The sequence below is a fragment of the Paraburkholderia sp. RL17-380-BIE-A genome, from assembly GCF_046028085.1.
GTDB lineage: Bacteria > Pseudomonadota > Gammaproteobacteria > Burkholderiales > Burkholderiaceae > Paraburkholderia.
Window position 1 is genome coordinate 40,686 of sequence record NZ_JARESQ010000012.1, and the last position, 21,160, is coordinate 61,845.

General features: G+C 63.4%; 20 protein-coding genes. 12 read left to right on the top strand and 8 right to left on the bottom strand.

The window, feature by feature from the left end:
* The first annotated feature begins 371 nt into the window (after nucleotides 1-371).
* The 3 genes from P0D68_RS20775 to P0D68_RS20785 all read left to right on the top strand — a co-directional run bounded on the left by P0D68_RS20775 (nucleotide 372) and on the right by P0D68_RS20785 (nucleotide 1,674).
* Entirely contained in the window at nucleotides 372-896 is a 525-nt protein-coding gene (locus tag P0D68_RS20775) for a phasin family protein (RefSeq protein WP_408299409.1), read from the top strand.
* Nucleotides 897-1,000: 104 nt separating this feature from the next.
* Nucleotides 1,001-1,312: a hypothetical protein gene (locus tag P0D68_RS20780; RefSeq protein ID WP_143048396.1), complete on the top strand. Its 312-nt coding sequence runs from the start codon at nucleotides 1,001-1,003 to the stop codon at nucleotides 1,310-1,312.
* Between the two features lie 74 nt (nucleotides 1,313-1,386).
* Nucleotides 1,387-1,674, top strand: a complete 288-nt coding sequence (locus P0D68_RS20785; protein WP_091803254.1) for a hypothetical protein — start codon at nucleotides 1,387-1,389, stop codon at nucleotides 1,672-1,674.
* Between the two features lie 39 nt (nucleotides 1,675-1,713).
* Here the strand turns inward: P0D68_RS20785 and hmpA are convergent, their stop codons facing one another.
* The gene (hmpA, locus tag P0D68_RS20790) at nucleotides 1,714-2,895 is read right to left on the bottom strand and encodes an NO-inducible flavohemoprotein (protein WP_408299412.1); all 1,182 of its coding nucleotides are present in this window, start codon (nucleotides 2,893-2,895) and stop codon (nucleotides 1,714-1,716) included.
* 111 nt (nucleotides 2,896-3,006) lie between these two features.
* Between hmpA and norR the strand changes: the two genes are divergently transcribed.
* Nucleotides 3,007-4,599, top strand: a complete 1,593-nt coding sequence (gene norR / locus P0D68_RS20795; protein WP_408299678.1) for a nitric oxide reductase transcriptional regulator NorR — start codon at nucleotides 3,007-3,009, stop codon at nucleotides 4,597-4,599.
* 234 nt (nucleotides 4,600-4,833) lie between these two features.
* Here norR and P0D68_RS20800 read toward each other — a convergent pair whose 3' ends face one another.
* The gene (locus P0D68_RS20800) at nucleotides 4,834-5,124 is read right to left on the bottom strand and encodes a hypothetical protein (protein ID WP_091803241.1); all 291 of its coding nucleotides are present in this window, start codon (nucleotides 5,122-5,124) and stop codon (nucleotides 4,834-4,836) included.
* A gap of 185 nt (nucleotides 5,125-5,309) precedes the next feature.
* Nucleotides 5,310-6,122 (bottom strand): DNA-binding transcriptional regulator, encoded by an 813-nt coding sequence (locus tag P0D68_RS20805; RefSeq protein WP_408184847.1) that lies wholly within the window; start codon nucleotides 6,120-6,122, stop codon nucleotides 5,310-5,312.
* Nucleotides 6,123-6,370: 248 nt separating this feature from the next.
* Between P0D68_RS20805 and P0D68_RS20810 the strand changes: the two genes are divergently transcribed.
* The 7 genes from P0D68_RS20810 to P0D68_RS20840 all read left to right on the top strand — a co-directional run bounded on the left by P0D68_RS20810 (nucleotide 6,371) and on the right by P0D68_RS20840 (nucleotide 14,306).
* Entirely contained in the window at nucleotides 6,371-8,221 is a 1,851-nt protein-coding gene (locus P0D68_RS20810) for a bifunctional 3-(3-hydroxy-phenyl)propionate/3-hydroxycinnamic acid hydroxylase (protein WP_408299414.1), read from the top strand.
* 1 nt (nucleotide 8,222) lies between these two features.
* Entirely contained in the window at nucleotides 8,223-9,173 is a 951-nt protein-coding gene (locus P0D68_RS20815) for a 3-carboxyethylcatechol 2,3-dioxygenase (RefSeq protein WP_408299416.1), read from the top strand.
* Nucleotides 9,174-9,191: 18 nt separating this feature from the next.
* On the top strand, nucleotides 9,192-10,004 hold the full coding sequence (locus P0D68_RS20820; protein WP_408299418.1) for a 2-keto-4-pentenoate hydratase: 813 nt from the start codon (nucleotides 9,192-9,194) through the stop codon (nucleotides 10,002-10,004).
* Nucleotides 10,005-10,028: 24 nt separating this feature from the next.
* Complete coding sequence (locus P0D68_RS20825; RefSeq protein WP_408299420.1) at nucleotides 10,029-10,970, top strand: acetaldehyde dehydrogenase (acetylating); 942 nt, start codon at nucleotides 10,029-10,031, stop codon at nucleotides 10,968-10,970.
* A gap of 13 nt (nucleotides 10,971-10,983) precedes the next feature.
* Nucleotides 10,984-12,000, top strand: a complete 1,017-nt coding sequence (gene mhpE / locus P0D68_RS20830) for a 4-hydroxy-2-oxovalerate aldolase (protein WP_408299422.1) — start codon at nucleotides 10,984-10,986, stop codon at nucleotides 11,998-12,000.
* 98 nt (nucleotides 12,001-12,098) lie between these two features.
* Nucleotides 12,099-13,343 (top strand): 3-(3-hydroxy-phenyl)propionate transporter MhpT, encoded by a 1,245-nt coding sequence (gene mhpT, locus P0D68_RS20835; protein WP_408299424.1) that lies wholly within the window; start codon nucleotides 12,099-12,101, stop codon nucleotides 13,341-13,343.
* A 93-nt stretch (nucleotides 13,344-13,436) separates the two neighbouring features.
* Nucleotides 13,437-14,306, top strand: a complete 870-nt coding sequence (locus P0D68_RS20840) for an alpha/beta fold hydrolase (RefSeq protein ID WP_408299426.1) — start codon at nucleotides 13,437-13,439, stop codon at nucleotides 14,304-14,306.
* Nucleotides 14,307-14,370: 64 nt separating this feature from the next.
* Here the strand turns inward: P0D68_RS20840 and P0D68_RS20845 are convergent, their stop codons facing one another.
* The 3 genes from P0D68_RS20845 to P0D68_RS20855 form a co-directional block, all read right to left on the bottom strand.
* Nucleotides 14,371-15,033, bottom strand: a complete 663-nt coding sequence (locus tag P0D68_RS20845) for a hypothetical protein (protein WP_408299428.1) — start codon at nucleotides 15,031-15,033, stop codon at nucleotides 14,371-14,373.
* A 159-nt stretch (nucleotides 15,034-15,192) separates the two neighbouring features.
* Nucleotides 15,193-16,197 carry an aliphatic sulfonate ABC transporter substrate-binding protein gene (locus tag P0D68_RS20850; RefSeq protein ID WP_091803214.1) on the bottom strand — a complete coding sequence of 335 codons (1,005 nt, stop codon included), beginning with the start codon at nucleotides 16,195-16,197 and terminating at the stop codon, nucleotides 15,193-15,195.
* A 180-nt stretch (nucleotides 16,198-16,377) separates the two neighbouring features.
* Nucleotides 16,378-16,965 carry a TetR/AcrR family transcriptional regulator gene (locus tag P0D68_RS20855; RefSeq protein ID WP_408184837.1) on the bottom strand — a complete coding sequence of 196 codons (588 nt, stop codon included), beginning with the start codon at nucleotides 16,963-16,965 and terminating at the stop codon, nucleotides 16,378-16,380.
* A gap of 195 nt (nucleotides 16,966-17,160) precedes the next feature.
* Between P0D68_RS20855 and P0D68_RS20860 the strand changes: the two genes are divergently transcribed.
* Entirely contained in the window at nucleotides 17,161-17,937 is a 777-nt protein-coding gene (locus P0D68_RS20860) for an SDR family NAD(P)-dependent oxidoreductase (protein WP_408184874.1), read from the top strand.
* Between the two features lie 90 nt (nucleotides 17,938-18,027).
* Here P0D68_RS20860 and P0D68_RS20865 read toward each other — a convergent pair whose 3' ends face one another.
* A complete protein-coding gene (locus tag P0D68_RS20865) occupies nucleotides 18,028-18,993 on the bottom strand; it encodes a D-2-hydroxyacid dehydrogenase (protein ID WP_408299430.1) in 966 nt (321 codons plus the stop codon).
* 18 nt (nucleotides 18,994-19,011) lie between these two features.
* Nucleotides 19,012-21,072, bottom strand: a complete 2,061-nt coding sequence (tkt, locus tag P0D68_RS20870; protein WP_408299432.1) for a transketolase — start codon at nucleotides 21,070-21,072, stop codon at nucleotides 19,012-19,014.
* Nucleotides 21,073-21,160: the final 88 nt, after the last annotated feature.

Here is a 21,160-nt window from a genome sequence, read left to right on the forward strand (position 1 = left end):
GCGATTGACCGCCCCACGCCGGCCGCGTCGATCTATTCGACGCGGCCGCGCTGCATGACGCGCTCGTGCGCATCGCGCCGACCAGTGTGATTTGCCCATTGACCGACCTGCCGCTGCTGCCAAACAGCCGCACTCACCACCGTCCCAAACCGCTCGATTCTTCAGTCAAATCACCCTGATCGACCAGGGGTATTTACCTACAAAACAGTACGCCAGACGCCGGTTTAACAAAGTTAGAATGTTTCATCTAATTCTGCACGGCAGAAGCGATTCGAGGGGGCCGGGGCTGTTGGGTCAGCATCTGCATGCTTGCGAGCTGTTTTCGCCCACCTCGTATCGAGCGATTTGTGGGCTTAACGAAGGAGTGCAGAGTGGTTTTTTCGACGCCAGATCAATTTATCTCGATGCAAAGTGCCAATGTTGCTGTCGCGTTTTCGTTGGTACAGCAAACATTCCAGTATGTTGAAGACCTGACCAGATTGAACCTGCAGGCCGCCAAGGCCACGCTCGCCGAGAGCGAACAGGCCTGGCAACTGGCATTCTCCGGTAAGACACCCGTCGAATTATTCGTTCAGCAAGCCGGTAACGCGAGACCGGCAGCGGAGAAAATGCTGTCTTATAACAGTCACGTACTTGGCATTGCGAATCACGCGCAGGCCGAGTTTCTGAAGGTATTCGAAGATCGCTGCGCCCAGTCCAACGCAAGAATGCAGACGGTCGTAGACGACTTTGCGCGCAATGCCCCGGCCGGTTCCGAGGTCGCGGTCACGGTCTTCAAATCGGCGGTTTCCAGCGCGGGCGCCGCCTACGACGCAATGCGCAAAGCCACCGCGCAAGCCATTGCCATGGCGCAGGCAGGTCAGCCGACAAGCCCTGTGCCGACGCGCGCCAAATAAAGACAATCAGCCAACAGCAATGCTCATGCAGCCTGGCGGAAACGTTTCAGGCCTGTTGTTTCGCTTTCCTGTAAGCAGGACGGATCAGCCGATTCGGAGACGAAATGGGTATCGCATTGCTTGCCAACTCGTTCGAAGGTCGATCCGAAGGCGCTTTTAAGTTAGCCGGGAATGTAATGGGAAGTCACGCGTCTTTTAAGAACGATCTTTTGCATATCGAAACGATAGTCACAACGCTTGAGAGATTGACTTCAAAAGGTGATTCGGTGGCTTGCACGTCGTTAGTGAACGAGCCGGGTTATTGGCGTCGGCGCATCGAGGCGATACTGAATCAGCGCGAAATATCCAAAGTTGATCGCGAGCATGCGGACGCTTTGCTCAGGCGACTGCGCGGCATCGTCAAAACGTCATCGTAAAGCGTAAGAATCGAGCGGACATCCGAATACCGCGGCAAACGCGGAAATAGCCAAGTCCACAGCAGGGGCAAGACATGACCCAAGAAGGTTCTGAGAGCGGTTTGAAAGTGCTGACGGCCCACGCTTCAGGCCGTTATCGACTTGTGGTGCGCGCGGCACTTCACGGTACGCGCATTGCCGCCATCTGGCAGGTGCTACTGCCATTTTCCCGCAACGTCGAAAAGGTCGACGTGACGACGCTGCCCGCCAGCGGTTTCGAGGAGGTCACGATTGCACTCGCGCAAGCGCAATGCGAATGGGTGGATGCCATGATCGCGCGCTTCAGGAGCATGCCGTGGGTGACAAGCGCGACGCTTTGCTGAGCGGCATGTCCGGCACAACCGTGACCCATTCACTAGCGGTTATTCCAGCGCCGCGGCCGGGCCGAAGAATTCATATCGGCTTTGCGACTCCGGCACGCCGATCGCTTTCAGGTGCTTCTTGACGGCCTTCATGAACGCGATCGGTCCGAGAAAATAGACGTCGACGTCGCGCGCTTCCGGCAGCCACGCATCGAGACGCGTTTCGTCGAGATAGCCGATGCCGTGCGCGTCGGCATCATTCGCGCGGCGTTGTTCGTAGCAATAGAAACGCTTCAATTTCGGATGACGCGCGGCCAGTTGCTCGATCGCGTCGCGGAACGCATGCACGCCGCCATGACGCGCGGAGTGAATGAAGTGGACGGTGCGATCGGTATTCAGCGCGGCTTGCAGCATGGCCAGCGTCGGTGTAATGCCCACGCCGCCGCTGATCAGGACCAGCGGCTTGTCGCTGTGTTCGAGCTTGAAGTCGCCGGCCGGCGCAAACAGTTCCAACGTGTCGTTCTCGTTGACGCGCGTGTGCAGATGGTTCGATACCTTTCCGTTCGGTTCGCGCTTCACGCTGATACGGTATTCGCGGCCATTCGACATGGCCGAGAGCGAGTAATTGCGGCGCACTTCTTCACCGTCGACCGTGAGCCGCACGCCGATATATTGTCCCGGATGAAACGCGAGTAACTCGCCGTTATCGTCGGGGCGCAGATAGAACGACGTGATCTCGTCGCTCTCCCGCACTTTACGGGCGACGCGAAAGAGCCGCGTGCCGCGCCAGCCGCCCGGCGCCGCTTCCCGCTCGGCGTAGATTTTTTCTTCGAGCCCGATCAGCAGATCGGCGAGTTGCTGATAGGCGGCGGCCCACGCTGCGATGACCGCATCCGTTGCGATTTCGGCGCCGAGCACTTCGCGGATGGATCTGAGCAGGCACTGTCCGACAATCGGATAGTGCTCCGGCAGGATATTCAACGCGACGTGCTTGTTAATGATCTGCGAGACCAGTCCGCCGAGTTGTTCGAGTTGATCGATGTGGCGCGCGTACATCAGCACGCCGTTGGCCAGCGCGCGTTGCTGCGCGCCGCTTGCCTGGTTCGCGAGGTTGAACATGGGACGCACTTCCGGATGCTCGCTGATGAGCATGTTGTAGAAGTGCGTGGTCAACGCTTCGCCGCCGCTTTCCAAAAGAGGAACGGTGGCTTTGACGATGGCGCGGTGTTCGGCGGAAAGCATAGGAAGTCCTGGTTGGTGGTGGATAGTCAGTCAGCTTCGACTGTCGTGCTTTTCTATCCATGTTTCGTGCCAGGTATAAAATGCAATTAAATCAATGATGTGAATTCCATGATGGTCAATTCGACCTTGGTCGGAAAGACTCCTGCCGGAGTCAATCTGACTGCACAAGACTTACTCGACGTCCTGACGCCCCTGATCCTCGATCTTTCGCGCGACCTGACCGACCGCGAGCGCTACCGGCGCCTGCTCAGCAGCTTGCGGGCGCTGTTTCCCGGCGATGCCGCCGCTTTGTTGCGTCTGGAGGGCGACACGCTCGTGCCGCTCGCGATCGACGGATTGAGCAGCGATACGCTTGGGCGGCGTTTTCGTGTCAGTGACCACCCGCGCTTCGAGCAACTTCTATCGCGGCCCGAGCCGACGCGTTTCGCCGCCGATTCCGATTTGCCGGATCCTTATGACGGCCTCGTGCAAGGCGCGTCCGGGCATCTCGAAGTTCACGATTGCCTCGGATGTCCGCTGTTCGTTCGTGGCCGGCCATGGGGTCTGCTCACGCTCGATGCGCTGGATCCGGCGCGCTTCGACAGCATCGACATGGCGTCGTTGCAGGCGTTTCTGAGCCTGGCTGCCGCCACGGTGAGTGTCGTCGAGCGAATCGATACGCTGGCGCGCAGCAGCGAGGAAGAGCGGCGCCGCGCCGAAGCCTACCGGCAGGCGAGCAGCCAGAGCCGGCGCGAGATGATCGGCAGCAGTGAAGCCCACACGCAACTGGTGCGGGAAATCGAAGTCGTGGCGGGCAGTGATCTGACCGTGCTGATCACCGGTGAGACCGGAGTTGGCAAGGAACTCGTGGCCAACGCGATCCATGCGCTTTCGTCGCGGGCGAACAAGCCGCTCATCAGTCTGAACTGTGCTGCGCTACCCGATACGCTGGTCGAGAGTGAACTGTTCGGGCATGTGCGCGGAGCGTTCTCCGGCGCGTCGTCGGACCGGCGTGGCAAGTTCGAGCTGGCGGACGGCGGAACGATTTTTCTCGACGAGGTGGGAGAGTTGCCGCTTATGGTGCAGGCCAAGCTTTTGCGGGTCCTGCAAAACGGCCAGCTGCAACGAATCGGCTCGGACCACGAACACAAGGTCGACGTGCGGCTCATCGCGGCAACCAATCGCGATCTCGCCGAAGAGGTGCGCGCGGGGCGGTTCCGCGCCGATCTCTACCATCGTTTGAGCGTCTATCCGTTACGCGTGCCGCCGTTGCGCGAGCGCGGCCGCGATGTGCTGCTCCTTGCCGGTTTTTTTCTTGAGGAGAATCGCTCGCGGCTCGGCCTGCTGAGCCTGCGTCTCGCGGCGGATGCGCAAGCCATGCTGTTGCGCTATCCGTGGCCGGGCAACGTGCGTGAACTCGAGCATCTGATCGGGCGAAGCGCGCTCAAGGCACTGGCCGCGAATCGGGAGCGCCGTCGGATCCTGACGTTGACCGCCGCCGACCTGGCGCTGTCGTCCACGCCAGACGAAGCCAGAAGTGAGACACCCGCCGATACAGCAGGCAGCGAAACCAGGGACTTCCGCAGCGCGGTGACCGAGTTCGAGCGAGCCACCGTGCTCGACGCGTTGGCGCGTCACAACCAGAATTGGGCGGCCGTCGCGCGTGAACTCGGCCTTGATCGGGCGAATCTGAACCGCCTGGCCAAACGGCTTGGACTCAAATGAGCCGGCGTCGAGAACGGATCCACGCCGCCGGCCGGCTGTTACTCCGCGATTGAAAAACGCGCCGGCCGCTTTTGCGGTGCTTTGCGGGGCCGCTCAATGCGCCGGTTGGCGCCGCGAATGAAGAGAATGGCGCAAATGGCCACCATCGACCAGATGCAGAGAATTACCGTCAGAGCGCTCATTTCAGTTATCAGAAGTTGAGACTGCGATTGGTGTTGCCCGGCCTGCCGCCGGTCAATGTGTCGTATGCGGACCGGCGCCGTCGAACAGGAGTTCGTCGATCAAACGCGTGGCGACCGCCAGTTGCTGTTCGAGCGATGCGCGCGCTGATTCCGCGCCTGCCGCGTCGCCGCGTGCCACCGCTTCGTAGGTCTGCGTCGCGAGGCACAACACGCTTTCCGACGCGAGGTGCAATCCGCGCATCGTTCCGGCGTCGGCGCCCGGCACCGGGCTGGTCCATTCAGTGCTCGAAACAGCCGGCAAGCCGATTTCGAATTCGTTATCTTTGTCGTGGCGGGAAGACATCGCAGGCTCCTGGCGGGATTGGCATGATGACAGTGTGCTCCGGCAGGGCGGGTTTCAATCCGTCGAACAGAAGCCTGTTTTTTGGTCAATCTGCGGTAGTTGGGTGGGCGAAGTATTCCGCTGAAGAATAGACGCTCTGCGGGCTGTAGTAAACCCTAAGAAACCCCCGGCGGCGCTGCATCTTCTCACTCAGGCTTCTTTCCCTCTGGCTCGTCCTGCGACTCCAGTTCCGCCACCATTTCGCGCACCGCGATCTGGAGCTCCGGCACGTAGCGCCGTTTTGCCTCCGCGAGCGTCACTGCTCGCGAGAGAAACACCACATTCAGACTTCCCAGCACACGTTCGCGCGAGACGATCGCAACCGCGACCGCCCCGATCTTGCTTTGCGCGGACCAGTCGCCGTGATTGGAGCCGAAGCCGTCCGCGCGCACCCGCTTGACCAGGCTTTTTATCAATTTGTCGTTCGAGGCGAGGGCTTTCTGTTCTTCACCGCCCGCGCCTGAGCGCAGCAAGTCGAGAATGTCCTCGCGCTCGCCGTCGGGACACATCGCAAAGTAGGCGCGCCCCGCGGCGGTCAGCAGAATCGGCAAGCGGCGCCCGACCATCGAACGGTGAAACGAGAGCGGACTGAAACGGTGCGTCGTCTCGCGGATGATCATCGCGTCGCCGTCCGGCGTGGTCAGATCCGAAGGCCACGCAACGCGCTGCAATAGCTGCCCCATGATCGGCGGCGCAATCGTCGCAATCCGTTCGTTGTCCGTAAAACCTTCGCTTAACGAACGCACCTGGAGCGTCAAGCGAAAACTGTCGTCCGACGCGCTGCGACGCACGAATCCTTCCTCCATCAACGTTTCCAGCAGCCGCCGCGCCGTGGTGCGATGCAGGCCGGTGAGGTCGCTGATCTGCTGGCTGGTGGCGCGGCCGCTGTCCATGGAATTGAGCGCCTGCAACACTTGCAGGCCGCGCGCGAGACCTCGCACACTCGTATATTTCGTCACCGAAAAACCTCAATAAATCAACTATGTGCATTGTATGCACATTTTTCACAAATTGTTGAGGCGATCCGGTGCGAGTCCTAGACTGCGATCAAATCAACGATTCAAGGAGACGCGAGATGCCGCATCCCATGCGCGACTTTTCGCCATGGCGATACGCAATCGTCACGCCGTGCCCTCCCTGAATATTCCAAACAAGTCCGCTATCTGAAGCGACGGCGCCGTGTGCCGTTCGCGAGAAAGGAGACAGAATGTTCCCACCCACTGATCTGGCGGCCGCGAGCGGCCGCAGCGAAACCGTGTCCGCCGATGTGGCGATTATCGGCGCCGGCCCTGTCGGCTTGATGATTGCCAATTATCTGGGCTTGCAGGGCGTGCGCGTGGTGCTGCTGGAAAAGCTCGACCAGATCATCGACTACCCGCGCGCCATCGGCCTCGACGATGAAGCGCTGCGGGTGTTCCAGTCAGTCGGCCTCGCCGACGTGCTGTTGCCGCACACCACGCCTGATCACTGGATGCGCTTTGTCACGCACACCGGTCACTGCTTTGCGTCGATCGAACCGCGCACCGACGAGTTCGGCTGGTCACGCCGCAATGCATTCATTCAGCCGCTCGCGGATCGTGTGTTGTACGAAGGACTGCGCCGCTTCCCGCATGTGCAGGTGCTATTTGGCACTAGCGTGAGCGGTTTCACGCAGGATCAGACCGGCGTGACGATCGAAGCTGAGGACGAGAAAGGCGGCCGCCGCACAGTACGCGCGTCGTACATGGTCGGCGCGGACGGCGGCAATAGCTTCGTGCGCCGCATGCTCGACGTGCCGTTCGAAGGACGCACCAAGCCGAATCAATGGATCGTGGTGGATGTGCGCAACGATCCGATCGGCTCGCCGCATGTCTACATGCATTGCGATCCGAAACGGCCGTACGTGTCGGCCGCACTGCCACATGGCATTCGCCGCTTCGAATTCATGGTGATGCCCGGCGAAACCGAAGAGGAACTGTCGAAGCCGGAGAACATGGCCGCGCTGATCCGCAAGGTGGTCGCCGATCCGCAAAAGGTGGACTACATCCGCAAGCGCGTCTATACGCACAATGCGCGCCTCGCGAGCCGCTTTCGTGTGGATCGCGTGCTGCTGGCCGGCGACGCCGCGCACATCATGCCGGTCTGGCAGGGGCAGGGTTACAACAGCGGGATCCGCGACGCGAGCAATCTCGGCTGGAAGCTGGCGATGGTGGTCAGAAAGCTCGCCGGCGACGCGTTGCTGGACACCTATACGGCGGAGCGGCGCGCGCACGCCCGCTCCATGATCCATCTGTCCGAAGTGGCCGGCGACATTTTCGCGCCGACGAGCCGCTTCGGCATCAAGTTTCGCGACGCCTTCGTGCGGACCTTCAACGTGGTCCCCGCCATGAAGCGCTATTTCGTGGAGATGCGTTTCAAGCCGATGCCGCGCTATGAAACGGGCGTCGTCCTGCTGGCGGAGCACAAACGCAAGCATGGCATTCTGGCTCGCATGCTGGAGCGTTCCGGTCATTCCGCGCCCGGCCGGCTGCTCGGGCTGATGAGCGAGAAGCGCGAGTCGCTGCTCGGCCGCCTCGTGTATGGCCGTGATCCGTCGTGTCATTCGCCGGTCGGGCGCATGTTCATTCAGCCGCGCGTGCGCACGCTGGACGGCAGCGTCGCGCGTCTCGACGACGTGCTCGGCAATCGCTTCGCGATTATCGGCTGGGGTTCGGATCCCACGTTCGGCTTGTCGCCGCTCGCGCGTGAAACCTGGCAGCGCCTTGGCGGCTGCTTCGTGCTCGCGAAACCCGACACCCAGCTCGCTTTTCATGACGACGTGTCTGACGGCGTGATCGCCGTCGGCGATGAGCAGGGCCGTCTGAAAGAGTGGTTCTCGCGCGTGCCGGAATCCGTGGTGTTGCTGCGGCCCGATCGTTTTGTCGCGGGTATGTGCACGCCGCAACAGGTGTCGGCGTGCATCGGCGAGCTTGCCGTCAAGCTGACATTGAAGACCGGCGAGCGGGCCGTCGCCACGGCGGCGGTGAGCACGCCGGCGAAGGCGTCCGAAAGCGATGTCGCCATCGCGGCGGGAGCCTGATATGCCGATGTTGCTCGAATGTCTTTCGCACACGCCGCTCCGCGGCTATTGCGACCCGGCGCCGGACATTGTCGCGGAAGTCGCGCGGATTCACGCGGCGGCGCGCGCACGTGTGGCCGCTTTCGATCCGCAACTCGTCGTCGTGTTCGCACCGGACCACTACAACGGTTTCTTCTACGACGTGATGCCGCCGTTCTGCATCGGCGCGTCGGCGAGCGCGATCGGTGACTTCGGCAGTCTGGCGGGGCAGCTTGCCGTACCCGCCGCCACCGCGCTCGATCTCGCCGAAGCCACGCTCGCCGCGGATGTCGACGTCGCCGTGTCGTACCGGATGCAGGTCGACCACGGTTGTGCGCAGGCGCTGGAGATTCTCACGGGCGCACTGGACCGTTATCCGGTTGTGCCGGTGTTCATCAATTCGGTCGCGCCGCCCATGGCGTCGTGCCGCAGGGCGCGACTGCTCGGCGACGCACTGGGCCGCCGCCTCGCGCGTTCGGACCAACGTGTGCTGGTGATCGGCTCCGGCGGCATTTCGCACGAGCCGCCAGTGCCGGAACTCGCGGGCGCAACGGATGAAGTCGCCGAGCGGCTGATCGCCGGCCGCAATCCGTCGCCCGAAGCGCGCGCGGCGCGCCAGGCTCGCACCGTCGCGGCGGCCCGTGAATTCGCCTCGGGAGATAGCCGGCTGCATCCGCTCAATCCCGAATGGGACCGCGCGTTCCTAAAAGTGCTCGAAGAAGGGGAGCTGTGCGCGCTCGACGGCTTGACCGACACCGCGATCACGCGCGACGCGGGCAAATCCGCGCATGAGGTTCGCACGTGGATCGCCGCATTCGGCGCGCTGCAGGCGTACGGACCTTATCGCGCGACGCTCGATTACTACCGGCCGATCCCCGAATGGATCGCGGGCTTTGGCGCGATGCACGCGCGGCCCATTGCCGAAACCGCATGACGAATCACGGAACCCGCCATGACCCTGAACCAACGAAGCAATGCTGAAGCGCTGGCCCTGCGGCTGCGCGAATCCGAACGCACACGTCAGACCATCGCGCCGTTGCGCGCCGACGAGCGCTTCACCCATTTGAATCCGGCCACCGCCGCCGGATTCGCCTACATGGTGCAACAGATCAACGTCGAGGCGCGAGTGGCGGCGGGCGAGCGCATCGTTGGCCGCAAGATCGGTCTGACCTCGCCCGCGGTGCAGCGCCAACTCGGCGTCGATCAACCGGACTTCGGCGCGCTGTTTGCGTCGATGGCCTACGGCGACAACCAGCCGATCGCGCTCGGCGAACTGATCCAGCCGAAGGTCGAAGCGGAAATCGCACTCGTACTCGAACACGACCTCACGCATGAGAAACACACCTACGCCGACCTGATTCGCGCGACGGCCTACGCGGTCGCCGCCATTGAAGTCGTGGACAGCCGCATCGAAGGATGGAATATCCGCTTCGTCGATACCGTCGCAGACAACGCATCGAGCGCGCGTTTCGTGCTCGGCAGCCGGCCGGTATTGCTGCGCGACGTCGATCTGGCGGCCTGCGCGATGACCCTCTCGAACGACGCCGAAACGCTCTCGCGCGGCAACGGCGCGGCGTGTCTGGGCAATCCGCTGAACGCCGCCGTGTGGCTCGCGGACCGCATGCAGCAGCTCGGCACGCCGCTGCGAGCCGGCGACGTTCTGATGACCGGCGCGCTCGGTCCGATGGTCGCGGTGACGCGGTCCGGCACTTTCAGTGCGCAGATCGAAGGCCTCGGCAGCGTTCGCGCGATTTTCTCCGCATAAGCAATCACCCGATTGAGGACTGACATGGCAAGCGAAAAACTCAAGGCCGCGATCATCGGCTCCGGCAACATCGGCACCGATCTGATGATCAAGATCATGCGGCACAGCGAGCATCTGGAAATGGCGGCGATGGTCGGCATCGACGCGGCATCCGACGGTCTCGCGCGCGCAGCGCGGCTGGGCGTCTCGACCACGCATGAAGGCGTGGAAGGACTGACGCGCCTTCCTGTGTTCAACGACATCGACTTCGTGTTCGACGCCACCTCGGCCGGCGCGCATGTGAAAAACGACGCGTACCTGCGCGCGCTGAAACCGGGCATCCGCCTGATCGACCTGACGCCTGCCGCGATCGGTCCGTACTGCGTGCCGGTGGTGAATCTCGACGCGCATCTCGACAGCCGCAACGTCAACATGGTGACGTGCGGCGGTCAGGCCACGATTCCGATGGTGGCCGCGGTTTCGCGCGTGGCGAAGGTGCACTACGCGGAAATCGTCGCGTCGATCAGCAGCAAGTCGGCCGGTCCAGGCACGCGCGCGAATATCGACGAGTTCACCGAAACCACCTCGAAGGCGATCGAAGCGGTGGGCGGCGCCGCCAGAGGCAAAGCGATCATCGTGCTCAATCCGGCCGAGCCGCCTGTGATGATGCGCGATACGGTCTATGTGCTGTCCGATCTCGCCGACCGCGCACAAGTGGAAGCCTCGATCGAAGCCATGGCCGCTGCCGTGAATGCCTATGTGCCGGGCTACCGCCTGAAGCAGAAAGTGCAGTTCGACGAGATCGCCGTGGACGCGCCGTTGAACATTCCGGGCCTCGGCCGTTTCAGCGGGTTGAAGACCTCGGTGTTCATCGAGGTGGAAGGCGCCGCACATTATCTGCCGGCGTATGCGGGCAATCTCGACATCATGACCTCGGCTGCGCTCGCGACCGCTGAGCGCATGGCGCAATCCCTGGTTCAGGCTTAAGGAGACGCATCTCATGGACAGAAAACTCTATATCTCCGACGTGACGCTGCGCGACGGCAGCCACGCGATCCGTCATCAGTATTCGATCGACAACGTGCGGCAGATTGCCCGCGCGCTCGACGAGGCGAAAGTGGACAGCATCGAGGTCGCGCATGGCGATGGCCTGCAAGGATCGAGTTTCAACTACGGCTTCGGCGCGCATAGCGACCTCGAATGGATCGAAGCGGTGGCGGACGTGGTCGGACACGCGCAGATCGCGACGCTGCTGTTGCCCGGCATCGGCACGATTCACGATCTGAAGGCGGCGTACCAGGCCGGCGCGCGCATCGTGCGGGTCGCCACGCACTGCACCGAGGCGGACATCTCGAAGCAGCACATCGAATACGCGCGCGAACTCGGCATGGATACGGTTGGCTTCCTGATGATGAGCCACATGACCACGCCGGAAAACCTCGCCGTCGAAGCGAAGAAGATGGAGCAATACGGTGCGACATGCATCTACGTGGTCGACTCCGGCGGCGCGATGAACATGAACGACGTGCGCGCGCGCTTTCGCGCATTGAAGGCCGTGCTCAAGCCGGAGACGAAGACCGGCATGCACGCGCACCACAACCTGAGCCTCGGCGTCGCGAACTCGCTGGTCGCAGTGGAAGAAGGTTGCGACCGCATCGATGCGAGTCTGGCGGGCATGGGGGCGGGAGCGGGCAATGCGCCGCTGGAGGTGTTCATTGCCGCGGCCGAACGCGCCGGCTGGCACCACGGCACCGATCTCTACACGTTGATGGATGCCGCCGACGATATCGTGCGGCCGTTGCAGGACCGTCCGGTGCGCGTGGACCGGGAAACCCTGGCGCTCGGTTACGCGGGCGTGTATTCGAGCTTTCTGCGGCACTCCGAAGTGGCCGCGAAGAAGTACGGCCTGAAAGCCGTCGACATTCTGGTCGAACTGGGCAAGCGGCGCATGGTCGGCGGCCAGGAAGACATGATCGTCGACGTGGCGCTGGACCTGAAGCGCGCAGCCGGCGTCTAGCGCATTTGTCTGGAAGCATGGCGGCCGTCTGCGCCGCCGACCTCAACCCAGCGTTATCGCCGCCAAGAGCGATGCTGACAACACATTGGAGACTTTTCATGCAGCGATCAAACAACACTCGCGCCACCGGCGCCGTCACGATCGGCTTATGCCTGATCGTCGCATTGCTGGAAGGGCTGGATCTGCAATCGACCGGCGTTGCGGCGCCACGCATGGCTCGCGAGTTCCATCTCGCGGTCGCGCAGATGGGCTGGGCATTCAGCATCGGCGCGCTCGGCCTGCTGCCCGGCGCGGTGATCGGCGGCAGGCTCGCCGACAAGCTCGGCCGCAAGCGCGTGCTGATGCTGTCGGTCGCGCTGTTCGGCCTGTTTTCGATTGCCACTACGCAGGTGTGGGACTTGAACAGCCTGTTGGCCGCGCGTTTTCTCACCGGGCTCGGGCTTGGCGCCGCGATGCCGAACCTGATCGCGTTGTGCGCCGAAGCGGCGTCGCCGGATCAACGCAACACCGCAGTCGGCGCGATGTATTGCGGCATGCCGTTCGGTGCGGCGCTCGCGGCGGTGATCGGCATCGTGAGTCCGGGCGATGAGAGCTGGCGGCATATCTTCTATGTCGGCGGGGTTGGGCCGCTGCTCGTGTTGCCGTTGCTGGCGATCTTCATGCGCGAGTCGGCGCATTTCGTCGCCGCGCGCTCGGGAGTGGCCGGCGCGCGTGGAGTGGGCGAGGCACCGTCCGGCATCGCGCAGGCATTGTGGAAGGAAGGGCGGGCCGGCACGACAGTCGCATTGTGGATCAGCTACCTGGGCACGTTGATCGTGCTGTACTTCCTGATCAACTGGCTGCCGTCGCTCGTGCTGAGCCGCGGACTCTCGCGCGTGCAATCGAGCGTCGTGCAGATGATGTTCAACATCGGCGGCGGCATTGGGGCCATCGTGATCGCAAGCCTGATGGATCGCATCGGCAAGCGCCGCACCGTGACCGGCATGTATCTGGGCATCGCCGCGGCGCTGGCCGCGCTCGTGGCGGCAAGCGGTGGCGTATCGATGGCGTGCGGCGGCTTGCTCGCGGGCCTGTTTCTGGTCGGTGGACAGTCGGTGTTGTATGCGCTCGCGAGCAGCATCTATCCGACACAGGTGCGCGGCACCGGCGTGGGCGCCGCGGTCGCGGTGGGGCGCATGGGCTCGATTCTCGGGCCTTTGATCGCCGGGCAACTGCTCGCGATCGGCCAGAGCGCCTCCGTGTTGCTGAGCGCGAGCATTCCGCTGATCGCCGTTGCGGCGGTCGCGGCGTGGCTCGTCGTCGGCAAGTCCGCGCCGGTTTATGCGCCGGCTACCGCGCAATAACGCTCATCGCTTCAATAGCGCCGCCAATGCAATCCGCGCGCGACTGTGCGACGTGCGCGGTCAATCAACTCTCTTCAGATCAAGGAAAGCAACATGACCTCGAATGTATCGGCAATCACCGAAGCATCGACCAGCCAATTCGTGCGTATCAAGGAAGGCGAGCGGGAAGTGCAGTTGCACTACAACGACGCCGGGCAGGGCGCCGAAACGGTGGTGATGCTGCATGGCTCGGGCCCGGGTGCGAGCGGCTGGGCGAACTTCAACCGGAATGTCGAACCGCTCGTCGCCGCGGGTTATCGGGTCATCCTGATGGACTGCCTGGGCTGGAGCAAAAGCGACCCGGTTGTGTGCGACGGCTCGCGCTCCGAACTCAACGCGCGTTCGCTGAAGGGTTTGCTGGATTCGCTCGACATTGAACGCGCGCACATCATCGGTAATTCGATGGGCGGCCATAGCGCCGTCGCGTTCGCGCTCGCCAATCCACAGCGTGTCGGCAAACTGGTGTTGATGGGTGGCGGAACCGGTGGCCCCAGTCAGTTCGTGCCGATGCCGACGGAAGGCATCAAGCTGCTGCAAGGCCTCTATCGCGAACCGACGATCGAAAACCTGAAACGGATGATGAACGTCTTCGTGTTCGACACCAAAGCGTTGACCGACGATCTCATGCAGGCGCGGCTCGACAATATGCTGGCGCGCCGCGATCATCTGGAAAACTTTGTGAAGAGTCTCGCGGCCAATCCGAAGCAGTTCAACGACTTCGGACCGCGTCTTGGCGAGATTGCGGCGCCGACGCTCGTGATCTGGGGGCGCGACGATCGTTTCGTGCCGATGGATGTGGGTTTGCGTCTGGTTGCCGGCATGCAGAACGCCGAGATGCATATTTTCAGCCGCTGCGGCCACTGGGCGCAGTGGGAGCATGCGGAAAAATTCAACCGCATGGTGGTGGACTTTCTCGCGCATTGAGCCGTGGCAGCCGGGGACGCCGCGTGGAGGCACGCGAGCGTCAAAAGTGTTTCGGACTGCAGTCTTACTGCGTACCACTCGGTGTTGTCGACGGCGTTTGCGAAGAAGCTGGATTGACCCGGGCGGATTCCCGCACCAGTGCCTGCGTCATCGCGGCGCCGACGGGGTTCGAGCCGTGGTGATCCTGGCCGACCGGCGCGGATTGAGTCTGCGTTTGCGTCTGCGCCTGCGTTTGCGGCGGCATCGGCAACGACGGGTCGGGTTTGGACGATTCCTTGACAAGCTGCTCCGTCATGGCCGCCGCGACGGCATTCGAGCCGTGCCGGGTCAGATCGGCGCGCGCATGGGCAACCGGCTGCGCGGTATCTGCTTTCGCGGCGACGGACTCGCGCGCATCCGCCGGTGCCAACGCGCGGCCTGGCTGTTTATGCCGCGATGTTTGAGGCCGCGCTTGCGCGTCATTGGCGATGGGAGCCGGTTTGACTGGCTGCGGCGCGGCCATGATCTCGCCCGTGCTATTCGCAGATGGCGAAGTGGACACCACATTGCCCGCGCTCACGTGCGTGCCGTCCACTCGCGAACCGGCTGCCGACGCCGTGACGGAATTGGCCGTCACCGTGTCTGGCGCGGCTTCGGAGTGATTGCCTTTAGGGAGAAGCTGGTAAGAGATGAATCCCACGTCCACCAGAACCAGCGCGATTATCAACGCCTTGCCTGTATTCGTCATATCCAACACCGAGTCGTTCGAGTGAGATGATCGAACCATGATAATCGACCGCCAAAAAACATTCTGCGCGGGCGTTTTGCAATGCGATTTATTCGGTTTTCTCCACACGTATTGACACTGTTTTGACACCCCCCGTCAGTTGGGCCATCAACTGGTTCATCAACTGCCCGCCGGCTCTCCGCGTTTCGCGCCGAAGTCCCAACGTTGCGCCTGTGCGGTCTCGACTTTGGCGGGCAACAAGCCGGCCTGGAAGAACGTATCCGCGATCTTTTGCTGCTCACCGAAATTCTGTGCAAGAACGGGGCGCACCAGATAACTGCGGCGGCCATTCGCGCGTTCGATCGTGGCGGCGTCGAGCCCCCAGATCGGCGCGAGTGTTTGCGCTGCTTCCTGAGGATGTGCGCGCAGCCAATCGCCTGCCTGGGTCAACTGATCGAATACGATCTGGATGACTTCGGGATGGGCCGCCGCGAACCGGTTCGACGCGAGGTAGTAGCGCTGGTACGACGCGAGTCCCTTGCCGTCCGCGAGAATGCGTACGCCGGCGTCGCGGTCGACGGATGCCACGTACGGATCCCACGTGACCCACGCATCGACGCTGCCGCGCTCGAAGGCCGCGCGGCCGTCGGCCGGCGTGAGGTAGCTGATTCGAACATCGGCGGGCGCGAGGCCCGCCTTGATAAGCGCCGCAAGCAACAGGTAGTGGCTGCCGGCGGCTTTGGTCACGGCAATGCGCTTGCCCTTGAGATCGGCGAGCGTGCGCAGCGCGCTGTCCTGTTTGACGATGATCGCCTGGGCCGCCGGTGAAGGCGCTTCCTGCGCGACATAGACGAAGCGCGCATGCGCGGCTTGAGCGAAGATCGGGACCGTGTCGGCAACGTCCGCGCTGAAATCGACGGCCTCGACATTGAGTGCTTCGGTCAAGGGCAGGCCGCTCGAAAACTCATTCCAGGAAACGCGCACCCCCAACGGCGCAAGCGCTTTGTCGAGCGACCCACGCGCCTTGAGCAGCGTGATCAACGTCGACGACTTCTGATAGCCGATCCGCAGCGCGACCGGCTCGCCATTCGTGGCCGATGTTTGCGCGTAGCCGCGCGCCGCGAGCGTGGTCAGCGAGGAAGCCAGCGCGACGCGAATGAAAGCCCGTCTGTTGAGCAGCGCCATGATTCATAGTCCTTGAGTCGAGTCTGAAGGGAAGGCTAATCGACCATCCTAGCAACGACCCCGCGCTGTGCGAACTGACTGTTTCAGCTAAACATCGAACGCCAGCGCATAAGCACGCCCATACGTTGAGAAAGCGGCTTCGGCGTGGCGCGTGCTGGCCGGAGCCGCCAAGGTGCTCGACTAAGCGTCTCCGCCTTGCGCGACGATCAGATCGAGCGAGCCGGCGAGAATCGATCTGGCGAGTTCGGGGTCGTCGACGGCACGCGCGAGCGTCACCGCGCCGACGATGGTCGCGACAATGCCGAGCGCGAGGCTCTCGCTATGGCCCGCCAACGTCTGCGCGATGCGTGCTGCCAGCTTGTGCACGTATTGCGTCAGACTCTCGCGAACTTCCGGTGCCGCATGCCGCGCTTCGCCGGCAAGCGCGCACAGCGCGCAGCCGTTACCCGGATTCCTGATGTGCTTCTCACTGAGGAACATCTCGGCGATCGTCTGCAGCGGTTCTTTCTTTGCGGACCCGTTGCCGTTCGCCGCCGCGAGTGTAGCGGCGATGCGCTTCTCGCTCTGTGCGACCGCATATTCCAGCGCCTCGACGATCAGCGCGTCACGCGACTCGAAGTGGCCGTAGAACGCGCCATGGGTGAGCCCCGCGCGCCGCATGCAGTCTGCCACCCCGAGCGCCTCGATCCCGTCTTCCCGGATCTGCTGTGCCGCTGTTTCCAGCACACGCTGCCGGCTTTCTGCTTTTTGCGCCTGCGAGTAGCCCATCTCCGTCACCCCTCTTGACAATCTGCATGACGAGCATAATACTGAAAATGTGCATGATGATCAACATGCAGATTGTTGGGCGAGGGCGTCTTTCGCGGATGTCCGTATGCGGCGGCTTTTTGGCCGCTCGACTGTTACAGGCGTCGCGCGACCGGGCTTTCCGGCGCTTCGGCGGCGCAATCAAGGAGAGAGATGATGCGATTCAACGGAAAAACAGCGTTGGTGACCGGTGGCAACAGCGGCATTGGTTTCGTCACGGCGAAGCGGCTGATTGCCGAAGGCGCCCGCGTGGTGATCACCGGCCGCGATAGCGCGAAGCTGGATCAGGCCGTGTCCGAACTCGGCGAAAACGCGCTGGGCGTAAAGGCCAACCTGGACGACGAAGCGGAAATCGGCGCGTTGTTCGAACAGATCAAGAGCAAATTCGGGTCGCTGGATATCGTGTTCGCGAATGCCGGCATCTCCGGGCCCACGCCGCTCGGCGGCACCACGGCCGCGGCGTTCGAGGCCATTCTTCGCACCAATCTGACGGCGGTCTTCCTGACGGTGCAAGCCGCACTGCCGTTGATGAGCGAGGGTGGCGCGGTCGTGTTGAACGGCTCGGTAATGCGCGAACTAGGCTCACCGGGCTCGGCGGCTTATTCGGCCACCAAGGCCGGCATCACGGGCATGGCGAAGGTGTTCGCGTCGGAGTTGGTGCAGCGCGGTATTCGCGTGAATACCGTGATCCCAGGCGGCACGCGCACGCCGATCTGGACGCGTGGCGCACGCGCGGGCGCGACGCTCGACGGAACCGAACAGGCCCTTGCGCCGCGCGTGCCGATGGCGCGTCTCGCCGCGCCGGAAGAAGTCGCGGCGGCGGTGCTGTTCCTCGCTTCCGACGATGCGTCGGGAATGACGGGTGCGGAGATCGTCGTGGATGGCGGCACGACCGGCGCACCGTGGGGCGCGCCGATTTTCCGCCAGGGTTGAGGCGGCGTCTGATGTCATTAGCCGCGCCGCGCGATGAGTCGGCGGTGTGGCTGTGGCGTGGCAGTGACTTGGCAATGGCTGGGCCGTGGCTCAATACGCGCCACTCACCAGATTCGTCGGCGCACCGCTGACAAAGTTCTCGATGTTGTCCATCAACTGATTGGCGAGGCTCTGCTGCGCCTCGTCCGACGCCCATGCCACGTGCGGCGTGAGAATCACGTTGGGCCGGTTGGCCGCGCGCAACAACGGATTATCGTCGGCGGGCGGCTCGCCCGCGGTCACGTCGAAACCCGCGCCGCTGATCAGACCTTCGTCGAGCGCCTGCACGAGCGCGGCTTCATCCACGAGGCCGCCGCGCGCCGTGTTGATGATCAATGGCCGGCGCTTCATCGCGCGAAACTCGGGCATGGCGAGCATGTTGCGCGTGTGCGGCGTGAGCGGGCTGTGCAAGGTGATGATGTCGCTGGTCGCGAGCACTTCGTCCCATGGCGTGTAAAGCGGACCGAGCCCTTCGCGTCCTTTGTGCGCGGCGAACATCGGCTGCATGCCGAATGCCTTGCCCAACTCCGCCACGCGCTGCCCCAGCACCCCTTCGCCGATGATGCCTAGCCGCGCGCCGGCCAGATCGTGAATCGCGTGCGTGAAGAAACAGAACTGCCCGGATTTTTGCCACTCGCCGGCGAGCACGTCGTCGCGATAGGCGACCAGATTGCGCCGCAGCGCGAGGATCAGCGCGAACGTGTGCTCTGGCACAGTGTTGATCGCGTAGCCGCGAATATTGCTCACTGCAATGCCGAGCCGCTGAGCGGCGGCCTTGTCGACGCAGTCCGTGCCGGTCGCCGCCACCGCGATGAGTTTCAGCTCCGGCAATTGCTCCAGCACTTCACTCGTCAGCGCGACCTTGTTGGTGATCACAATCGACGCGCCGGCGAGCCGCTTGAGCAATTGATCCGGCGTAGTGCGATCGTGCTCGATCAACTGATGCTCGAAGCGCGGCTCTCGCAGCACGATCTGCGGCGCGAGGGTCGTGCGGTCCAGAAAAACGATCTTATGCATGATTAGGTATCCGATGATTTACAGATGCCGCTTCGCTTCAGCGACGATATGCTGCGCTGTGATGCCGAAATGCTCGTACAGCGTCTCGGCCGAGGCGGACGCACCGAAGCCCGTCATGCCGACAAAGCCGCCACGCTCGCCGAGATAACGGTCCCAGCCGAAACGCAATGCCGCTTCCACGCCGATCCGCACGGTGCCCGGACCGAGCACGGCGGCACGATAGGCGTCGTCCTGTTCGTCGAAAATCTCCCAGCACGGCATGGACACCACGGCGGTCGCGATGCCTTCGTGCTGCAATTGACCACGCGCCTGCAAGGCCAACGCGACTTCGGAGCCGGTTGCGAGCAGCGTCACGGCGCGCGCTCCGCCTTCGGCCTCGGCCAGCACGTAAGCGCCGCGTTGCGACAACGGCGCGGCGCTATGTGCCGTGCGCACCAGCGGCAGCGCCTGGCGCGCGAACACCAGTGTGCTCGGCCCGCGCCGATGTTCGAGCGCGAGCGCCCAGCATTCGGCGGCCTCGACGGCATCGGCGGGACGCAACACGCGCATGTTCGGCATCGCGCGCAGCGAGGCGAGAATTTCGACGGGCTGATGCGTCGGCCCATTCTTGCCGACGCCAATCGAATCATGGCTGAACACGAAGTGCACCGGCAGGCCCATCAGCGCCGCCATGCGCATGGCCGGCCGCTGATAGTCGGCGAACGCTAGATATGTCACGCTCGTCGCGATCACGCCGCCGTGCGCCGCCATGCCGTTGGCCATCGCGCCCATCACGTGTTCGCGCACGCCGCAGTGAATGTAGGCGCCGCTATGGTCCTCGGCGGTAAACGCATGCAACTGACGCTTGTGGCCCGTGGGCGCTTCGAGATCGGCGCAGCCGACCATGCGTTCCGGCAACAGCGGCGCGAGCAGATCGCTGATTTCGCCCGAGACGGTGATGCCGGGTTGCGGTTCTCCGCGCTCCACGGCGCGTTTGCGGTAGTCGTCGAGCACGTCGCGCCAGCCTTGCGGCAGGTGGCCCGACAGGACCCGTTCGAACTCGTCCTGCTCTGCGGCGGGCAGCGCGGCGAGACGTTCGTGCCATGCGTAATACTGCGGGTCGCTACGCCGTCCTGCCGCTCGCCATGCTGCGAGGATCTCCGCGGGTATCTCGAACGGCGCGTGCGGCCAGCCAAGGGTGTCGCGCGCCGCGTCCGCGTCTGTCTGGAACAGCTTGCCGCTGTGGCCGCCACGCTGTCCTTGCAAACGCGCAATGCCGCGGCCGATCACGGTTTTGCACGCGATCATCGAAGGTCGCGGGTCCGAGCGGGCGATCGTCAGCGCCGCCGACACGGCTTCGAGATCGTGCCCGTCGACTTCGATGACCTGCCAGCCGCCCACGCGAAAGCGCGCGCAGACGTCCTCGCTGATGGAAAGGGAAGTGCTGCCGTCGTCGGTGATCTGGTTGTCGTCCCAGCAGAGAATCAGCTTGCCCAGTTGCAGATGCCCGGCGAGCGAAATCATTTCCTGGCCGATGCCTTCCTGCAGACAGCCGTCACCGACGAATGCATACGTGTAATGGTCGACGAGCTCGCTGCCGAACTTCGCCGCGAGATACGCTTCGGCAATGGCCATGCCGAACGCGTTGGCAATGCCCTGGCCGAGCGGGCCAGTGGTGGCCTCGATACCGTGCGCCGGTTCGTACTCGGGGTGGCCCGCGCAATGCGAGCCGAGTTCGCGGAAGGTCTTGATCTGCTCGAGACCGATGGCGTCATAGCCGGTGAGATACAGCAGCGAGTAGAGCAGCAGCGAGCCGTGACCGTTCGACAGCACGAAGCGGTCGCGATCGGGCCAGGTCGGATCGGCGGGATTGAATTTCAGGTGGCGGGTGAACAGCGCGGTCGCGATTTCGGCCATGCCGAGCGGCACGCCCTGATGACCTTCGCTGGCGCGCAGAATCGCGTCGATGGAAAGGAAGCGGATCGCGTCGGCCAACGGCAAGGGCGCGGGCTGAGCGGCAGCGGGAGCGGCGCGCGACAGCGGCGTGAGTGATGGAAGCGCAGTGTTCGGTGCGGCAGACGTGGCTTCGGTGGTGGACATGGCAAAAGGCTCCTCTACGCCGCTGCGTTACGTGCAGCGGGCGGCAATAGATAACTTGGACGAAGCGACCCAAATGAGCGGCCTGATC

Coding starts and splice junctions, on each gene's coding strand:
- P0D68_RS20780 (WP_143048396.1), top strand. CDS start 1,001: ATGGGTATCGCATTGCTTGCCAACTCGTTCGAAGGTCGATCCGAAGGC.
- P0D68_RS20785 (WP_091803254.1), top strand. CDS start 1,387: ATGACCCAAGAAGGTTCTGAGAGCGGTTTGAAAGTGCTGACGGCCCAC.
- hmpA (WP_408299412.1), bottom strand. CDS start 2,895: ATGCTTTCCGCCGAACACCGCGCCATCGTCAAAGCCACCGTTCCTCTT.
- norR (WP_408299678.1), top strand. CDS start 3,007: ATGGTCAATTCGACCTTGGTCGGAAAGACTCCTGCCGGAGTCAATCTG.
- P0D68_RS20800 (WP_091803241.1), bottom strand. CDS start 5,124: ATGTCTTCCCGCCACGACAAAGATAACGAATTCGAAATCGGCTTGCCG.
- P0D68_RS20810 (WP_408299414.1), top strand. CDS start 6,371: ATGTTCCCACCCACTGATCTGGCGGCCGCGAGCGGCCGCAGCGAAACC.
- P0D68_RS20815 (WP_408299416.1), top strand. CDS start 8,223: ATGCCGATGTTGCTCGAATGTCTTTCGCACACGCCGCTCCGCGGCTAT.
- P0D68_RS20820 (WP_408299418.1), top strand. CDS start 9,192: ATGACCCTGAACCAACGAAGCAATGCTGAAGCGCTGGCCCTGCGGCTG.
- P0D68_RS20825 (WP_408299420.1), top strand. CDS start 10,029: ATGGCAAGCGAAAAACTCAAGGCCGCGATCATCGGCTCCGGCAACATC.
- mhpE (WP_408299422.1), top strand. CDS start 10,984: ATGGACAGAAAACTCTATATCTCCGACGTGACGCTGCGCGACGGCAGC.
- mhpT (WP_408299424.1), top strand. CDS start 12,099: ATGCAGCGATCAAACAACACTCGCGCCACCGGCGCCGTCACGATCGGC.
- P0D68_RS20840 (WP_408299426.1), top strand. CDS start 13,437: ATGACCTCGAATGTATCGGCAATCACCGAAGCATCGACCAGCCAATTC.
- P0D68_RS20845 (WP_408299428.1), bottom strand. CDS start 15,033: ATGACGAATACAGGCAAGGCGTTGATAATCGCGCTGGTTCTGGTGGAC.
- P0D68_RS20850 (WP_091803214.1), bottom strand. CDS start 16,197: ATGGCGCTGCTCAACAGACGGGCTTTCATTCGCGTCGCGCTGGCTTCC.
- P0D68_RS20855 (WP_408184837.1), bottom strand. CDS start 16,965: ATGGGCTACTCGCAGGCGCAAAAAGCAGAAAGCCGGCAGCGTGTGCTG.
- P0D68_RS20860 (WP_408184874.1), top strand. CDS start 17,161: ATGCGATTCAACGGAAAAACAGCGTTGGTGACCGGTGGCAACAGCGGC.
- P0D68_RS20865 (WP_408299430.1), bottom strand. CDS start 18,993: ATGCATAAGATCGTTTTTCTGGACCGCACGACCCTCGCGCCGCAGATC.
- tkt (WP_408299432.1), bottom strand. CDS start 21,072: ATGTCCACCACCGAAGCCACGTCTGCCGCACCGAACACTGCGCTTCCA.